Annotated in this window: 16 protein-coding genes and 1 tRNA gene; 3 read left to right on the plus strand and 14 right to left on the minus strand. The window is 69.3% G+C overall.

The window, feature by feature from the left end; genetic code table 11:
- Positions 1-17: 17 nt before the first annotated feature.
- The 7 genes from ASE10_RS01095 to tpiA form a co-directional block, all read right to left on the minus strand.
- On the minus strand, positions 18-1,319 hold the full coding sequence (locus tag ASE10_RS01095) for an NADH-quinone oxidoreductase subunit D (RefSeq protein WP_055899745.1): 1,302 nt from the start codon (positions 1,317-1,319) through the stop codon (positions 18-20).
- Complete coding sequence (locus ASE10_RS01100) at positions 1,316-2,044, minus strand: NADH-quinone oxidoreductase subunit C (protein ID WP_055899748.1); 729 nt, start codon at positions 2,042-2,044, stop codon at positions 1,316-1,318. Before ASE10_RS01100 ends, ASE10_RS01095 begins: the two co-directional genes overlap by 4 nt.
- Position 2,045: 1 nt before the next feature.
- Positions 2,046-2,630 (minus strand): NADH-quinone oxidoreductase subunit B, encoded by a 585-nt coding sequence (locus ASE10_RS01105; protein ID WP_055899751.1) that lies wholly within the window; start codon positions 2,628-2,630, stop codon positions 2,046-2,048.
- Positions 2,621-2,977: an NADH-quinone oxidoreductase subunit A gene (locus tag ASE10_RS01110; RefSeq protein WP_055899755.1), complete on the minus strand. Its 357-nt coding sequence runs from the start codon at positions 2,975-2,977 to the stop codon at positions 2,621-2,623. The genes ASE10_RS01105 and ASE10_RS01110 overlap by 10 nt, the downstream gene beginning before the upstream one ends.
- Before the next feature lie 144 nt (positions 2,978-3,121).
- Positions 3,122-3,206, minus strand: a tRNA-Leu gene (locus tag ASE10_RS01115).
- Between the two features lie 127 nt (positions 3,207-3,333).
- A complete protein-coding gene (gene secG, locus ASE10_RS01120) occupies positions 3,334-3,831 on the minus strand; it encodes a preprotein translocase subunit SecG (protein WP_055899758.1) in 498 nt (165 codons plus the stop codon).
- 57 nt (positions 3,832-3,888) lie between these two features.
- Positions 3,889-4,641 (minus strand): triose-phosphate isomerase, encoded by a 753-nt coding sequence (gene tpiA, locus ASE10_RS01125; protein WP_055899761.1) that lies wholly within the window; start codon positions 4,639-4,641, stop codon positions 3,889-3,891.
- 102 nt (positions 4,642-4,743) lie between these two features.
- Here tpiA and ASE10_RS01130 point away from each other — a divergent pair, with 102 nt between their 5' ends.
- On the plus strand, positions 4,744-5,550 hold the full coding sequence (locus tag ASE10_RS01130; protein ID WP_055899764.1) for an SDR family oxidoreductase: 807 nt from the start codon (positions 4,744-4,746) through the stop codon (positions 5,548-5,550).
- A complete protein-coding gene (locus ASE10_RS01135; RefSeq protein ID WP_055899767.1) occupies positions 5,547-6,119 on the plus strand; it encodes a DNA-deoxyinosine glycosylase in 573 nt (190 codons plus the stop codon). The genes ASE10_RS01130 and ASE10_RS01135 overlap by 4 nt, the downstream gene beginning before the upstream one ends.
- A gap of 397 nt (positions 6,120-6,516) precedes the next feature.
- Here ASE10_RS01135 and ASE10_RS01140 read toward each other — a convergent pair whose 3' ends face one another.
- The 5 genes from ASE10_RS01140 to trpB form a co-directional block, all read right to left on the minus strand.
- Complete coding sequence (locus tag ASE10_RS01140; RefSeq protein ID WP_055899770.1) at positions 6,517-7,455, minus strand: 2-oxoglutarate and iron-dependent oxygenase domain-containing protein; 939 nt, start codon at positions 7,453-7,455, stop codon at positions 6,517-6,519.
- A 100-nt stretch (positions 7,456-7,555) separates the two neighbouring features.
- A complete protein-coding gene (gene glmM / locus ASE10_RS01145) occupies positions 7,556-8,899 on the minus strand; it encodes a phosphoglucosamine mutase (RefSeq protein WP_055899773.1) in 1,344 nt (447 codons plus the stop codon).
- On the minus strand, positions 8,896-9,795 hold the full coding sequence (gene accD / locus ASE10_RS01150; protein ID WP_055899776.1) for an acetyl-CoA carboxylase, carboxyltransferase subunit beta: 900 nt from the start codon (positions 9,793-9,795) through the stop codon (positions 8,896-8,898). Before accD ends, glmM begins: the two co-directional genes overlap by 4 nt.
- Positions 9,796-9,925: 130 nt before the next feature.
- Positions 9,926-10,750: a tryptophan synthase subunit alpha gene (gene trpA / locus ASE10_RS01155; RefSeq protein ID WP_056305554.1), complete on the minus strand. Its 825-nt coding sequence runs from the start codon at positions 10,748-10,750 to the stop codon at positions 9,926-9,928.
- 122 nt (positions 10,751-10,872) lie between these two features.
- Positions 10,873-12,090, minus strand: a complete 1,218-nt coding sequence (gene trpB / locus ASE10_RS01160; RefSeq protein ID WP_056305652.1) for a tryptophan synthase subunit beta — start codon at positions 12,088-12,090, stop codon at positions 10,873-10,875.
- Between the two features lie 94 nt (positions 12,091-12,184).
- Between trpB and ASE10_RS01165 the strand changes: the two genes are divergently transcribed.
- Complete coding sequence (locus ASE10_RS01165) at positions 12,185-13,081, plus strand: LysR family transcriptional regulator (protein ID WP_056305557.1); 897 nt, start codon at positions 12,185-12,187, stop codon at positions 13,079-13,081.
- A 304-nt stretch (positions 13,082-13,385) separates the two neighbouring features.
- Here ASE10_RS01165 and ASE10_RS01170 read toward each other — a convergent pair whose 3' ends face one another.
- Positions 13,386-14,060, minus strand: a complete 675-nt coding sequence (locus ASE10_RS01170; protein ID WP_056101631.1) for a phosphoribosylanthranilate isomerase — start codon at positions 14,058-14,060, stop codon at positions 13,386-13,388.
- 10 nt (positions 14,061-14,070) lie between these two features.
- The gene (truA, locus tag ASE10_RS01175; protein WP_082559507.1) at positions 14,071-14,928 is read right to left on the minus strand and encodes a tRNA pseudouridine(38-40) synthase TruA; all 858 of its coding nucleotides are present in this window, start codon (positions 14,926-14,928) and stop codon (positions 14,071-14,073) included.

Genomic DNA, 14,928 nt, shown 5'->3' on the forward strand with positions numbered 1-14,928 from the left:
CGCTCGCCCCGGGGCGATCAGCGGTCGATCTCGCCGAACACGACGTCGTAGGTGCCGATCATGGCCACCACGTCGGCCAGCATGTGGCCCTTCACGATCTCGTCCATCGAAGACAGGTGCGCGAAACCCGGCGCACGCAGCTTGCAGCGGAACGGCTTGTTGGCGCCGTCGGAGACCAGGTAGCAGCCGAACTCGCCCTTGGGCGCCTCGACCGCGGCGTAGGTCTCGCCGGCCGGCACGCAGTAGCCTTCCGAGAACAGCTTGAAGTGGTGGATCAGGGCTTCCATGTCGTCCTTCATTTCTTCGCGCTTGGGCGGCGCGACCTTGAAGTTGTCGACGATGACGGGGCCCGGATTGGCCTTCAGCCACTTCACGCACTGCTTGATGATGCGGTTGGACTCGCGCATTTCCGCGATCCGGACCAGGTAGCGGTCGTAGCAGTCGCCGTTGACGCCGACCGGGATGTCGAAATCCACCTCGGCGTACTTGGCGTAGGGCTGCTTCTTGCGCAGGTCCCAGGCGATGCCGGAGCCGCGGACCATCGGCCCGGTCATGCCCAGCGCCAGCGCCTGTTCCGGCGAGACCACGCCCACACCGACGGTGCGCTGCTTCCAGATGCGGTTGTCGGTCAGCAGGGTCTCGTACTCGTCGACGCGCTTGGGGAAGTCGTCGGTGAACGCGTCGAGGTAGTCCAACAGCGAGCCTTCGCGCCATTCGTTGAAGCGCTTGAGGCTGCTGCCCTTCTTCCACGGCGATTCGCGGTACTTGGGCATGCGGTCCGGCAGGTCACGGTAGACGCCGCCCGGACGGTAGTAAGTCGCATGCATGCGCGCGCCGCTGACCGCTTCGTAGCAGTCCATCAGCTCTTCGCGTTCGCGGAAGGCGTACAGGAACACCGCCATCGCGCCCAGGTCGAGCGCGTTCGAACCCACCCACATCAGGTGGTTCAGGATGCGGGTGATCTCGTCGAACATGGTGCGGATGTACTGGGCGCGCTCGGGCGCCTGGATCCCCAGCAGGGTCTCGATCGCGAGCACGTAAGCGTGCTCGTTGCACATCATCGACACGTAGTCGAGGCGGTCCATGTAGCCGATCGACTGGTTGAACGGCTTGGACTCGACCAGCTTCTCGGTGCCGCGATGGAGCAGGCCGATGTGCGGATCGGCGCGCTGCACGACTTCGCCGTCCATTTCCAGGATCAGGCGCAGCACGCCGTGCGCGGCCGGATGCTGGGGACCGAAGTTCAGGGTGTAGTTGCGGATTTCCGCGTTGTTGAGGCCGGAAGTGCCGCTGGCCTTGTTCGGAACCTGGGCGTTCACTTCTTCACCTCCGCGCGCTGCGCGGCTTCGCCGACGGCGGTCTGGTAGCGGGCGTCGTCGCGGATCACGCGCGGCACGCCGACGCGCGGTTCGATCGACACCGGTTCGTAGACCACACGCTTCTTTTCGGCGTCGTAACGCACTTCGACGTTGCCGATCAGCGGGAAATCCTTGCGGAACGGGTGACCGACGAAACCGTAGTCGGTGAGGATGCGGCGCAGGTCCGGATGGCCGTCGAAGACGATGCCGAACAGGTCGAAAGCCTCGCGTTCGAACCAGTTCACGCCCGGCCAGATCGAGGTCAGCGAGGGCACGGTCGGCAGGTCGTCGTTCTCGGCGAACGCGCGCAGGCGCAGGCGGCGGTTGTGCTGGTAGGACAGCAGGTGCGCGACCGCGGCGTAGCGGCGCGCGGGCGCGGTGGCCTCGCCGTTGGGCGACTCGCCCCAGACGAAGCGGCCGGCGCTCTTGCCCTCGACGCCGCGCGAGAAACCTTCCGAGGACACATCGGTGTCCCACTCGTCGCTGCCGTAGCTGAGGTAGTCGACGCCGCTGACGTCGACGCACTGTTCGAAGCCGAACTCGTCGCGCAGCGCGCGCGCGGCGTCCAGCCAGCCGGCGGCGCTGGTTTCCAGCGTCACTTCGCCGCGCGGCTGGGCGACGATGACGACGGCCTCGGCGAAGCGGGCGCGCAGACGTTCTGCGAAGGCGTTCACGGTCTCGGTCATGTCAGCGCATGCCCTGCTTGTGTTCGCCGAAATTGGTGCCGCGACGGATCTTGCGCTGCAGCTGCAGGATGCCGTAGACCAACGCTTCGGCGGTCGGCGGGCAGCCCGGCACGTAGACGTCGACCGGAACCACGCGGTCGCAACCGCGCACGACCGCATAGGAATAGTGGTAGTAGCCGCCGCCGTTGGCGCAGCTGCCCATCGAGATCACCCACTTCGGGTCGGGCATCTGGTCGTAGACCTTGCGCAGCGCCGGGGCCATCTTGTTGACCAGGGTGCCGGCCACGATCATCACGTCGGACTGGCGCGGCGACGGGCGGAACACCACGCCGTAGCGGTCCAGGTCCAGGCGCGAGGCGCCGGCGTGCATCATCTCGACCGCGCAGCAGGCCAGGCCGAAGGTCATCGGCCACATCGAGCCGGTGCGCGCCCAGTTCCAGAGCGTGTCCAGATTGGTGGTGACGAAACCCTGCTGCAACAGCGGGTTCTCGCCTTCCGGGCGCAGGATGTCGTCGAGGCGGCCTTCCGGAATCGGGTTGTGCATCAGGCCCGAAACGGTGTCGCTGACGGTTTGGATCACTCCCATTCGAGCGCTCCCTTCTTCCAGACGTAGACGAAGCCGAGCAGGAGCATGCTGGCGAAAATGCCCATCTCGATCAGGCCGACCACGCCGAGTTCGCGGAACACGGTGGCCCAGGGCACGATGAAGATGATTTCCAGATCGAAAATGATGAACTGGATGGCGATGAGGTAGTAGCGCACGTCGAATTGCATGCGCGCGGCCTCGAAGGCCTCGAAGCCGCATTCGTACGGAGACAGTTTCTCCACAGTCGGGCGCTTGGGCCCGAGCGTGTTGCCTACCACCAACAGGGCGACGCCAATGACGCTGGCGACGATCAGGAACAGCAGGGTCGGCAGGTATTCGGCCAGCACTCGGTGTTCTCTCGGCTACTTGGCCGCGTTTCCGCAGCCTTGGCTCGGCGGTCTGGCTGTTCGGAATGCCGATCAGGCCAGTGGCGCGGCCCGTCTTGCGTGCCGCACCTCGGGTAGTTGGTGCGTGGTATAGCTGATTCGGTGTGGTGCCCAAAGGGGGACTCGAACCCCCACGACTTGCGTCGCTACCACCTCAAGGTAGTGCGTCTACCAATTCCGCCATCTGGGCAATCAAACCTGGCCATCCTGGCCCTGGCTCCGTCGGTACCGCCCGAAGCCGTTCGGTCATCGCTGACCGCGCCCCGGTCGTCCGTTCCAGGCCGCTTGACTCACAATCTATATGTTACCGCGCTTTGTCAGCCGCCCGAAGCCGGTTGCGACTGCGGCGGGGTCTGCTGCGGGGCCGGAGCGGCCGGAACCGTGGTCCCGCTGGCGGCCGGCGCCTGCGGCGCGGTCGTAGCCGGAGCGGCAGGCACGGTCGAGGCCGGAGCCGCCGGAACCGTCTGCGCAGGCGCAGCCGGAACCGTGCTGCCGGTCGCGGGCTTGGCCGGAACGGTGGTCGGGATCTCCGACGCCAGGCCGGCGTCCTGCTCGGCCGGGGCTGCGCTGCCGATACCGGCCGCGCCGCGCGAGGCCTGCCAGGCCATGAACAGGCTGATCGCAAAGAACGCGATCGCCAGCCACTTGGTGGCCTTGGACAGGAAGTTGGAGGAACCGCGGGCACCGAACACGGTCGCCGAAGCGCCGCCGCCGAAGCCCGAGCCCGCCTGCGCACCCGCGCCGCGCTGCATCAGGATCAGCGCGACCATGGCGATCGCGATCAGTACATAGATGACGTTGAGGAACAACAGCATCGTTGAATTCTTTTCTTTGGCTACGTTGTGACGACCGCCGGGCGGGCCCGAAGTTCGTCAGGGTGCCGCCGCGGCTGCGATGGCGTTGAAATCGGAGGCCACCAGGGAGGCTCCGCCGACCAGGCCGCCGTCGACGTCGGGCTGCGAAAACAGCGCGCCGGCGTTGTCGGCCTTCACGCTACCGCCGTACAGAATGGGTAGCGAGCCAGCAATTCTAGCATCGTGTACGGCGATTTCGCTACGAATGAATGCGTGCACGGCCTGTGCCTGCTCCGGGCTGGCGGTCTTGCCGGTGCCGATCGCCCAGACCGGCTCGTAAGCCAGGATCGCGCCTTCCAGGGCCGCCACGCCGAGCAGGTCCAGGACCGGGCCCAGTTGCTCCTGCAGGCGGTACTCGGTCTGGCCGTCCTCGCGTTCGGCCAGGGTTTCGCCGATGCACAGGATCGGCACCAGGCCGGCGGCCTTGGCCGCGGCGAACTTGCGCGCGACCAGTTCGCTGCTTTCGCCGTGGTACTGACGGCGCTCGGAATGGCCGACCAGGCCGTAGCGCGCCCCCACGTCCATGAGCATCGCGGCCGAGACTTCGCCGGTGTAGGCGCCCTTCTCGTTGGTGCTCACGTCCTGGGCGCCGAAATCCAGACCCTGGCCGATGTAGTGCTCGACCAGCTCGCCCAGGTACGGCAACGGCGGCAGGATGATGCGTTCGACCCCGGCCGGCGCCGTCGCGGCGGCGACCTGATCCAGCAACCCGAAGGCGAACTCGCGGCTGCCGTGCAGCTTCCAGTTTCCGGCGACGATCCTGCGGCGCATGGCCACTCCGTGGTACGAAAGGGCGCAAGTTTACCGCAGCCCTGCGCCGCGCACGGAGCGCCGCCGTCAGGGATCCCGACACGACCGGCAACGAGCCCCTACATGCCCGAAACCGCAAACCCGCCCTACGCCCTGATCACGGGCGCCTCCGCCGGCATCGGCGCCGCCCTCGCCCGCGAATACGCGCGCCGCGGCGTGCCGCTGGTGCTCACCGCTCGCCGCGAGGACCGCCTGCAGGCACTGGCCGCCGAACTGCGCGACCGCGTCGCGGTCGAGGTGATCGCCGCCGATCTCGCCGATCCGGCGGCGCCGGCGCAGCTGCATGCGCAAACCCGGCAGCGCGGGCTCGCGATCGGCCACCTGGTCAACAACGCCGGCTACGGCGTGCCCGGCCGCTACCTCGCCGACGACTGGAAGGTCCACGCCGACTTCCTGCAGGTGATGGTGACCGCGGTCGCGGAACTCACCCATCGCTACCTGCCCGAGATGGAGCAACGCGGCCACGGCCGCATCCTCAACGTCGCCTCGCTGGCGGGCCTGGTGCCGGCCTCGGCCGGGCACACCCTGTACGGGGCGGCCAAGAGCTTCGTGATCCGCTTCAGCGAGTCGCTGGCGCTGGAAAGCCGGCCGCGCGGCGTGCACGTGACCGCGCTGTGTCCGGGCTTCACCTACACCGAGTTCCACGACGTCAACGGCATGCGCGAGCGGATCTCGAAGCTGCCCCGCTGGCTGTGGCTGGACGCTGCGACGGTCGCGCGCCTGGGCGTGGACGCGGTCGAGCGCGGCGACGCGCGCTGCGTCACCGGCGCAGTCAACCGGGTCGTCGCCGGCGTGTCGAAGTACCTGCCCGAGCGTTTGGCCACCGCCCTGGTCGCCAGCCGCGCCAGCGATTTCCGCGACGCCGAATGAACGCGGCCGATGCGCGGGTGAGCAGCTTCGCGCCGGTGGCCGGCCCGGATGCGCGCGTGCTGGTGCTGGGCAGCATGCCCGGCGTGGCCTCGCTGACGGCGGTGCGCTATTACGCGCATCCGCACAACCGGTTCTGGCCGATCATGGGCGCGCTGGTCGGCGCCACGCCCGCCCTGCCCTACGAGCAGCGTCTGCAACGGCTGATCGAGGCCGGGATCGCGCTGTGGGACGTGCTCGCCAGCTGCGAGCGGGCCGGCAGCCTGGACGCGGCGATCCGCGCGCCGCTGGCCAACGATTTCGCCGGTTTCTTCGCCGCGCATCCGCGGGTGGGCGCGGTGCTGTTCAACGGCGCGCAGGCCGAGACGAGTTTTCGTCGCCTGGTGTTGCCGGGTTTGTCGGCGCCGCCGGTATTGAGGCGCTTGCCTTCGACGAGCCCAGCGAATGCGGGGCAGCGGCCGGAGGCGAAGCTGGCGGCTTGGCGGGAGGGCTTACTTGAGGCAGGGATAGCACTGCGCGCTGCCCCTCACTCCGCAAGCGGGAGAGAAGCCAAAAGCGGAGGCTCGGAGTAGCTACCCTTCTCCCGCTCGCGGGAGAAGGTGGCCCGAAGGGCCGGATGAGGGCGCGAAAGATGAGCGGTGATGCGAGCTTGATACTGCGCGCGCCCTCACCCCAACCCCTCTCCCGCGAGCGGGAGAGGGGCTAAAAGCGAAGGCTTCGGAGTAGCTCCCCTTCTCCCGCTCGCGGGAGAGCGGCTAAAGCGAAAGCTCAGGATAGCTACCCTTCTCCCGCGTGCGGGAGAAGGTGGCCCGAAGGGACGGATGAGGGCGCGCGAAAGACGAGCGGCGATGCGAGCTTGATACTGTGCGCGCCCTCACCCCAACCCCTCTCCCGCGGGCGGGAGAGGGGCTAAAGCGAAAGCGAGGCGTCACTACCCTCAACTTAGATGAGAGAGGGGCTGCCCACGGATTACTTCAGCTTGATCTCGCGCAACCGCTCTTCCAGATAGCCCTGCGCGGTGATCGGTTCCGGATAGCGCGAGGGGTTGTCCGGGGTGATCGTCGAGGGCAGCACGTCGATCAGGAAGTCCGGGTTCGGGTGCAGGAAGAACGGGGTCGAGTAACGCGGCTGGCGCGCCTTCTCGCCGGGCGGGTTGACCACGCGGTGGGTGGTCGACGGGTACACGTGGTTGGTCAGGCGCTGCAGCATGTCGCCGATGTTGACCACGATGGTGTCGGCGTCGGCGGTGAACGGCACCCATTCGCCCTTGCGCGACTTGACTTCGAGGCCTTCCGAGCTGGCGCCGACCAGCAGGGTGATGAGGTTGATGTCCTCATGCGCGCCGGCACGTTCGTTGGGAATGTTGTCGGCGGTGATCGGCGGGTAGTGGATCGGGCGCAGGATCGAATTGCCGGAGTCGGTCTTGTCGGCGAAGTAGTCCTGCGGCAGGCCGATGTGCAGGGCCAGCGCGCTGAGCACGCGCGAACCGAGGTTGTCCAGGGCCTGATACAGGCCGTAGGCCTGTTCGCGGAACTCCGGAATCTCCTCGGGCCACAGGTTGGCGGGCATCTCCGCGGCGTACTTGGAGTCGCGCGGAATCTCGCGGCCGACGTGCCAGAACTCCTTGAGGTCGAAGTGCTTGGAGTCCTTGGCGGTCTCCACGCCGAACGGGGTATAGCCGCGCGCGCCGCCGCTGCCGGCCACGTGATACTTGCGCTTCACCTCTTCGGGCAGGGCGAAGAAACGCTTGAACAGGTCGTAGGACTGGTCGATCTGCGCGGCCGGGATGCCGTGGCCACGGATGCCGGCGAAGCCCCATTCGCGGTAGGCGGCGCCGAGTTCGGCGACGAAGGCCTCTCGATCAGTGTCGAAGCGGCGGATATCGAGGGTCGGGATTTGCGAAGTCATATTCGGTCTCATGGGTTCGGAACCGCTGACCATTCAGGGGCTCCGCGCGCCGGCGAAGGCGCGCTCGCGGATCGGATGCGCCGCACCGATCCGCCGTGTTTCATTGCGCGGCGATACGCACCGCGTCGGACAGCCGCTGCAGGGTATCGAGCATCAGCTGCCGATCATCCGCTTCGACGGTGACGCGCACCACCGGCTCGGTACCGGAGGGACGCAGGAACGCGCGGCCGCGGCCGGCCACGGCGGCCTGCGCCTGCGCCAGTGCGGCCTGCACTTCCGGCGCTTCGGCCGGCTTGGCGCCGCCTTCGTAACGCACGTTGATGGTCTTCTGCGGGACCTTGGCGAAGCCCTGCAGCGCCTGCCCCAGGCTGATGCCGCGGCGGCGCAGCACTTCCAGCACCTGCAGGGCGCTGACGATGCCGTCGCCGGTGCTGGCCCGGTCCAGGCACAGCAGGTGGCCGGAGGCCTCGCCGCCGAGCACGGCGTCGTGGGCGATCAGCTGCTGGTGGACGTAACGGTCGCCGACCTTGGCGCGGACGAAGCCGATGCCGCGCTGCTGGAACGCGCGCTCCAGGGCGTAGTTGGTCATCAGAGTGCCGACCACCGGACCGCGCAGGCGCCCGCTCTCCTGCCAATCGCAGGCCAGGACGTAGATCAGGTCGTCGCCGTCGCGGACCACGCCGTCGCCGTCGACGAACAACACCCGGTCGCCGTCGCCGTCGAAGGCGATGCCGAGGTCGGCGCCGCTGGCCTTGACCCGCTCGGCCACGGTTTCCGGATGGGTCGAGCCGACCTCGTCGTTGATGTTCAGGCCGTTGGGATCGACGCCGATGGCGTCGACGCGCGCGCCCAGCTCGCGCAGCACCAGCGGGCCGAGCTGGTAGGTGGCGCCGTTGGCGCAGTCCATGGCGATGCGCATGCCGCCCAGGTCGAAGCCCTTGGGCACCGAGCCCTTGCAGGCCTCGATGTAGCGGCCCAGCGCGTCGCGCGTGCGCACCGCCTTGCCCAGTTGTTCGGAGGGCACGGTGCGGAACGGCTGTTCCAGCGCGGCCTCGATCGCCAGTTCGGTGGCGTCGTCGAGCTTCTCGCCTTCGGCCGAGAAGAACTTGATGCCGTTGTCGTAATGCGGGTTGTGCGAGGCCGAGATCACGATGCCGCCGTCGGCGCGCATCGAGTGGGTCAGGTGCGCGACCGCCGGGGTCGGCATCGGTCCCATCAGCTGCACGTCGACGCCGGCCGCGACCAGCCCGGCCTCGAGCGCGGCTTCGAACATGTAGTTGGAGATGCGCGTGTCCTTGCCGATGATCACCACCGGATTGCGCCAGTCGCGGCGCGCCAGGGCGTGGCCGTAGGCGTTGCCCAGGCGCAGGACGAAGTCGGCCGAGATCACGCCCTCGCCGACCCGGCCGCGGATGCCGTCGGTGCCGAAGTACTTGCGGCTCAAGCGGCGGCCTCCGCGTCGTCTTCCGGCTGCGGCTGTTTCATCATCATCGCCAGCAGGTGAGCCAGGCGCTCGCGCAGTTCGCGGCGGTCGCAGATCTGGTCGATGGCGCCGTGGGCGACCAGAAACTCGCTGCGCTGGAACCCTTCCGGCAGCTTCTCGCGCACGGTCTGTTCGATCACGCGCGGGCCGGCGAAGCCGATCAGGGCCTCGGGTTCGGCCATGTTGATGTCGCCCAGCATCGCGAACGAGGCCGAGACGCCGCCGGTGGTCGGATGGGTCATCACCGAGATGTACGGCAGGCCGGCCTCGCGCAGGCGCCCGAGCGCAGCCGAGGTCTTGGCCATCTGCATCAGCGAGAACAGGCTTTCCTGCATGCGCGCGCCGCCGCTGGCGGAGAAGCACACGAACGGGCAGCCGATCTCCAGCGCGGTCTCGGCCGCGCGCGCGAAGCGCTCGCCGACCACCGAACCCATCGAACCGCCCATGAAGGCGAAATCGAACGAGGCGGCGACCAGCGGCCGCTGCTTGAGGGTGCCGCGCATCGCGATGAGGGCGTCGCGCTCGCCGGTGGACTTCTGCGCGGCCTTGATGCGCTCGGAGTACTTCTTCTGGTCCTTGAACTTGAGCACGTCGGTCGGGCCCAGCTCGGCGCCGATCTCGCTGGTGCTGCCGGGATCGAACAGGGCGTTCAGGCGCACCCGGCCGCGAATCGGCATGTGGAAGCTGCACTTGGGGCAGACCTCGAGGTTTTCCTCGAGCTCAGGCCGGTAGAGCACGGCGCCGCAGCGGTCGCACTTCTCCCACAGCCCTTCGGGCACGCTACGGCGCTTGGCGCCGGCGGAGTCGGTGCGGATGCCGGTGCGGCTGCCGGGCATGAGTTTTTTGAGCCAGGACATGCGTTGCGATTTTCCCGTTCAGGCTGCTGAGGGTGCCGGTCCACGGTCCGTGGCGGAACCCGGCCTAGCGGATCAGTTTAGCGCAGCCAGGTTTGGGCCAGGCAGGAGCGGTTCGCGGAACCGCCCGGACTCAGGCCAGGCCGTCCAGCGCCTGTCGCAGCGGCCTCAGGAATGCAGCGGCGGCCGCAGCCGCGGCCTCAGCGGCGGCGGCCGCACCCTCGGAATGGGTCGCGGCGATCGCCGCGACCAGGGCGCTGCCCACCACCACGCCCTCGGCCTCGCGCGCCATCGCGGCCGCGCTGGCGGCGTCCTTGATGCCGAAACCGGCCACCACCGGCACCCGGCTGCGCTGGCGGATCTCGGCCAGGCGCTGGTTGGCGGCGGCCGCGTCGAGGCGGTCGGCGCCGGTCACGCCGGCGAAGCTGACGTAATAGAGGTAGCCCTGGGCATCGTCGCAGAGCAGCGCCAGACGCTGATCGGTGGTGGTCGGCGAGGCCAGCAGGATCAGTTGCAGGCCGGCGGCGGCGAAGGCGGCGCGCAGTTCGGCGGCTTCCTCCGGCGGCAGGTCGACCAGCAGTACGCCGTCGACGCCGGCGGCGGCCGCCTCGGTCGCGAAACGGGTCGCGCCGCGGATTTCGATCGGGTTGAGGTAGCCCATCAGCACCACCGGGGTCGCGTCGTCGCGCTCGCGGAACTCGGCCACGCAACGCAGCGCGAACGACAAGCCGGCGCCGCGCGCGATCGCGCGCTCGGAACTGCGCTGGATGGTCGGGCCGTCGGCCATCGGGTCGGAGAACGGCACCCCGAGCTCGATCACGTCGGCGCCGGCCGCGGCCAATGCGTGCATCACCGGCACGGTCGCTTCCAGCGACGGATCGCCGGCGGTGACGAAGGGGACCAGGGCCTTGCGGCTTTGCGCCTTGAGCGCGGCGAAGCGGGTGTCTATCCGGGTCATAGGGGCGGCGGCGAGAGGAACTGGTTGAGAGGAAATAGAACGAGTGAAAACGCGACGGAAACCATTGAAAGACGAGTCGGAACCCACTCGTTCCTATTTCCTCGCCTACTAAATTCCCGGCCCTAAAACACGATGCCTTCGCGGCCGGCGATCGTATGCACGTCCTTGTCGCCCCGCCCGGAAAGGTTGCACAGCACGATCCGATCCCTGGGCATCGTCCTCGCCAGCTTCACCGCCTGGGCGATGGCGTGGCTGGACTCCAGCGCGGCCAGAATGCCCTCGGTGCGGGCGAGCTGGTGGAACGCGGCCAGGGCTTCGTCGTCGCTGACGCCGACGTATTCGGCGCGGCCGGCGTCCTTGAGGAAGGCGTGCTCGGGGCCGACGCCCGGGTAGTCCAGGCCGGCGGAGACCGAATGCGTCTCGATGATCTGGCCTTCGTCGTCGCACAGCACGTAAGTGCGGTTGCCGTGCAGCACGCCGGGCCGGCCGGCCGCCAGCGAAGCGGCGTGGTGGCCGCTGGCGATGCCCTCGCCCGCGGCCTCGGCGCCGACGATGCGCACCGACGGGTCGTTGAGGAAAGCGTGGAACAGGCCGATGGCGTTGCTGCCGCCGCCGACGCAGGCGGTGATCGCGTCGGGCAGGCGGCCGTATTCGGCCAGCATCTGCGCCCTCGCCTCGCGGCCGACGATGGCGTTGAAGTCGCGGACCATGCGCGGGTACGGATCGGGGCCGGCGACGGTGCCGATGATGTAGAAGGTGTCGCGCACGTTGGTGACCCAGTCGCGCATGGCCTCGTTGAGCGCGTCCTTGAGCGTGGCCGAGCCGCTGGTCACCGGGACCACGGTCGCGCCCAACAGCTTCATGCGGTAGACGTTGATCTTCTGGCGCTCGATGTCGGTCGCGCCCATGTAGACCACGCATTCCAGGCCCAGGCGCGCGGCCACGGTGGCGCTGGCGACGCCGTGCTGGCCGGCGCCGGTCTCGGCGATGATCCGGGTCTTGCCCATGCGGCTGGCGAGCAGCGCCTGGCCGATGGTGTTGTTGATCTTGTGCGCGCCGGTGTGGTTCAGGTCCTCGCGCTTGAGCAGGATCTGCGCGCCGCCGACTTCCTCGCTCAGGCGCTGGGCGTGGTAGATCGGGCTGGGCCGGCCGACGTAGTGGGCGAGGTCGCGGTCGAACGCCTCGATGAAGGCCGGGTCGACGCGGGCGGCGTCGTAGGCGGCGGCCAGTTCCTCGAGCGGGCCGATCAGGGTCTCGGCGACGAAACGGCCGCCGTAGCGGCCGAAATGGCCGGAGGCGTCCGGATAGGCGTGGTAGTCGGTAATCGCGGTCACGGGCAAGGCGGGCTCGGGAGGTTCCGCCACTTTATCGCAGCACGGATGGCCCGATAACGAATAAAATCGGCTCGACCCGTCAGAAAAACTCACAGATAAGATGAGCCGCGACCTGCCCCCCCTCAATGCCCTGCGCGCCTTCGAGGCGGTGGCGCGGCTGGACGGCGTCGGCCGGGCCGCGGCCGAATTGCACGTGACCCATGGCGCGGTCAGCCGCCAGTTGCGCGTGCTCGAAGAGGCGCTCGGCACGGCCTTGTTCCTGCGCGAGGGCCGCGGGCTGGCGCTGACGCCGGCCGGACAGCGCCTGTACGAAGCCGCCGCCGACGGCTTCGCGCCGTTGCGCGCGGCCTGGGCCGAACTGCAGCGGCGGCCGGCGCAGGCGCCGCTGGTGCTGGGCTGTCCGGGCAGCGTACTGGCGCGCTGGATGATCCCGCGGCTGGAACGGCTGACGCGCGAGCGCCCTGCCCTGCGCCTGCATCTGGCCGCCAACGACACCGCGCCCGACGCCGCCCTGGCCGGCCTGGACGCGGCGCTGCTGATCGCATCGCCGCCCTGGCCGGCCGACTGGAACGTACGCGAGCTGGCGGTGGAGCGCATCGGCCCGGTGCTGAGCCCGCGCTGGCCGGGCGCCGCGGCGCTGAGCTCGGCCGCGCCGGACGCACTGCGCGGGCTGGAACTGCTGCACACCGTCTCGCGCCCGCAGGCCTGGAGCGACTGGGCCGCGCGGGTCGGCGTGGGCCCGGCGTCGCTGCGCCCGGGGACCGGCTTCGCCCACCTGTATTACCTGCTGGAAGCGGCCAACGCCGGGCTGGGCGTGGCGATCGCGCCGCAGCCGTTGGTGGCCGAGGATCTGGCCGCCGGGCGCCTGCTCGCGCCCTGGGGATTCGTCGACACTGATGCGCGCTGGGCGCTGTGCGCGCCGCGGCGACGCGAGGACGCGCGCGTGGCGGACTTGGCGACGTGGCTGCGCGAGGCCTTGGCGCGGGCTGAAGATTGAGTGCGGAACATGCGCGCGCTCGCGTTGCGGCGTTTTATAAGGAAGCTGAGGCGATCCGGCTGAAGTTCGGGCGCTGGGGTGCGCACGTCGGATGCGATGTAGCACGGTCGCGGCTTACGCCGCTCCTACCCCAAATCGGTGCCAGGCTCTGGGGTAGGAGCGGCGTAAGCCGCGACCACGACAATCCGAACGGCGGCATAGGCACCTTGCCGATCGAACGCGGCGATACGCGAGCCGGGTATATCGCGGAGCGATCACGCTTCCGCAGCAGGCGCGGAGTTGCGCACTTCGGCGCAACCGCCGATCAGTCGCTGTGGCAATCCGCGCGCCGCACTTCCTCGACGAAGCGCCGCATCAGGTCGCCGTCCTTGAGTCCGGGCGCGCTTTCGATGCCGCTGGACACGTCCACGCCCCAGGGCCGGGTCGCCAGGATCGCTTCGTAGACGTTGTCGGGCACCAGCCCGCCGGCGAGCAGGAACGGCTTGTGCATGCCGAGCGGAATCCGCGACCAGTCGAAGGTTTTACCACTGCCGCCGCTGCCGCCGGCGACGTGGCTGTCGAGCAGGAAGCCGGCCGCGGCCGGATAGCGCGCATGCAGGGCCAGGCCCGGGCTGGCCGAGGCCGGCTCGCCGCCCTCGCCCATCGCCACCGCCTTCAGGTACGGCACGCCGAACGAGCGGCAGAACCCGTCGTTTTCGTCGCCGTGGAACTGCAGCAGGCTTGGCCGGACCTGGCGCACGACCTCGCGCACCTGTTCGGCCGGGTTGTCCATGAACAAGGCCACCGCGTCGACCAGCGGCGCCAGCGCCTGGCGCATCGCCCGCGCTTCCTCGGCTTCGACCCGGCGCTTGCTGGACTCGGCGAACACGAAGCCGATCGCGTCCGCGCCGAGTTCGCAGGCCAGGCGCACGTCGCCCGGCCGGGTGAAGCCGCAGAACTTGATGCGGGTACGGAACAGGGACTTGGGCGCGTGCTTCACAGGATCACCTTCACAAGCTCACCTCGGCCGGCAATGACCACTGCGCAGGGTAGCGCGGACCGACGAACACCAGCCCGGCCGACGGCGCGGTCGGCCCGGCCACGGTACGGTCGCGACCGGCCAGCAACTGCGCGATCCAGGCCTCGGGCTGCTCGCCGCGCCCGACCGGCAGCAGGCTGCCGACGATGTTGCGGACCATGTGGTGCAGGAAGGCGTTGGCCTGGACTTCGATCTCGACGATGTCGCCGTCGCGGCGCACCGCGATGTACTGCAGGTCGCGGCGCGCGTGCGGCGCCTGGCAGTGCACGGTGCGGAACGCGGAGAAATCGTTCTCGCCGAGCAGCGCCTGGGCCGCGCGGTGCATGGCGTCGGCGTCGAGCGGACGGCGTTCCCAGCTCAGGTATTGGCGCTGCAGCGCCGGCCGCACCGGCCGGTTGAGGATACGGTAGCGATAGCGCCGCGCGCGCGCCGAGAAGCGCGCGTGGAAATCGTCGGCGACCGGCACGCACCAGCGCACGCACACCGACGGCGGCAGGCGCGAGGTCGTGCCCAGCACCCAGCCGCGCGGTTCGCGCGTCGCCGGGCCGTCGAAATGCACCACCTGGCAGGACGCATGCACGCCGGCATCGGTGCGGCCGGCGCAGGTCACGTCGATCTGGCGGCCTGCGACGAAGGACAGGGCCTCCTCGACCGCGCCCTGCACCGTGGGTTCGCCGCGCAGGTCGGGTTCGCCCGGCCGGCTCAGGCGCTGCCAGCCGGAGAATTCGCCGCCGTCGTATTCGATGCCCGCCGCATAGCGCCGCGTCGCGGCCGGGGCCTTTCCCGTCGAATCCGCCGCCGCGGGCGGCGTCGGAACCTCAGCCGCCAC

Origin of the sequence: Lysobacter sp. Root76, from assembly GCF_001428685.1 — a bacterium.
Taxonomy (GTDB): Bacteria; Pseudomonadota; Gammaproteobacteria; order Xanthomonadales; family Xanthomonadaceae; genus Lysobacter.

What these genes read in the sequence shown, in the direction of transcription:
- secG (WP_055899758.1), bottom strand. Translation starts at nt 3,831, where the DNA reads ATGCTGTTGTTCCTCAACGTCATCTATGTACTGATCGCGATCGCCATG.
- ASE10_RS01140 (WP_055899770.1), bottom strand. Translation starts at nt 7,455, where the DNA reads ATGACTTCGCAAATCCCGACCCTCGATATCCGCCGCTTCGACACTGAT.
- ASE10_RS01100 (WP_055899748.1), bottom strand. Translation starts at nt 2,044, where the DNA reads ATGACCGAGACCGTGAACGCCTTCGCAGAACGTCTGCGCGCCCGCTTC.
- trpA (WP_056305554.1), bottom strand. Translation starts at nt 10,750, where the DNA reads ATGACCCGGATAGACACCCGCTTCGCCGCGCTCAAGGCGCAAAGCCGC.
- accD (WP_055899776.1), bottom strand. Translation starts at nt 9,795, where the DNA reads ATGTCCTGGCTCAAAAAACTCATGCCCGGCAGCCGCACCGGCATCCGC.
- ASE10_RS01135 (WP_055899767.1), top strand. Translation starts at nt 5,547, where the DNA reads ATGAACGCGGCCGATGCGCGGGTGAGCAGCTTCGCGCCGGTGGCCGGC.
- ASE10_RS01165 (WP_056305557.1), top strand. Translation starts at nt 12,185, where the DNA reads ATGAGCCGCGACCTGCCCCCCCTCAATGCCCTGCGCGCCTTCGAGGCG.
- ASE10_RS01130 (WP_055899764.1), top strand. Translation starts at nt 4,744, where the DNA reads ATGCCCGAAACCGCAAACCCGCCCTACGCCCTGATCACGGGCGCCTCC.
- tpiA (WP_055899761.1), bottom strand. Translation starts at nt 4,641, where the DNA reads ATGCGCCGCAGGATCGTCGCCGGAAACTGGAAGCTGCACGGCAGCCGC.
- ASE10_RS01105 (WP_055899751.1), bottom strand. Translation starts at nt 2,630, where the DNA reads ATGGGAGTGATCCAAACCGTCAGCGACACCGTTTCGGGCCTGATGCAC.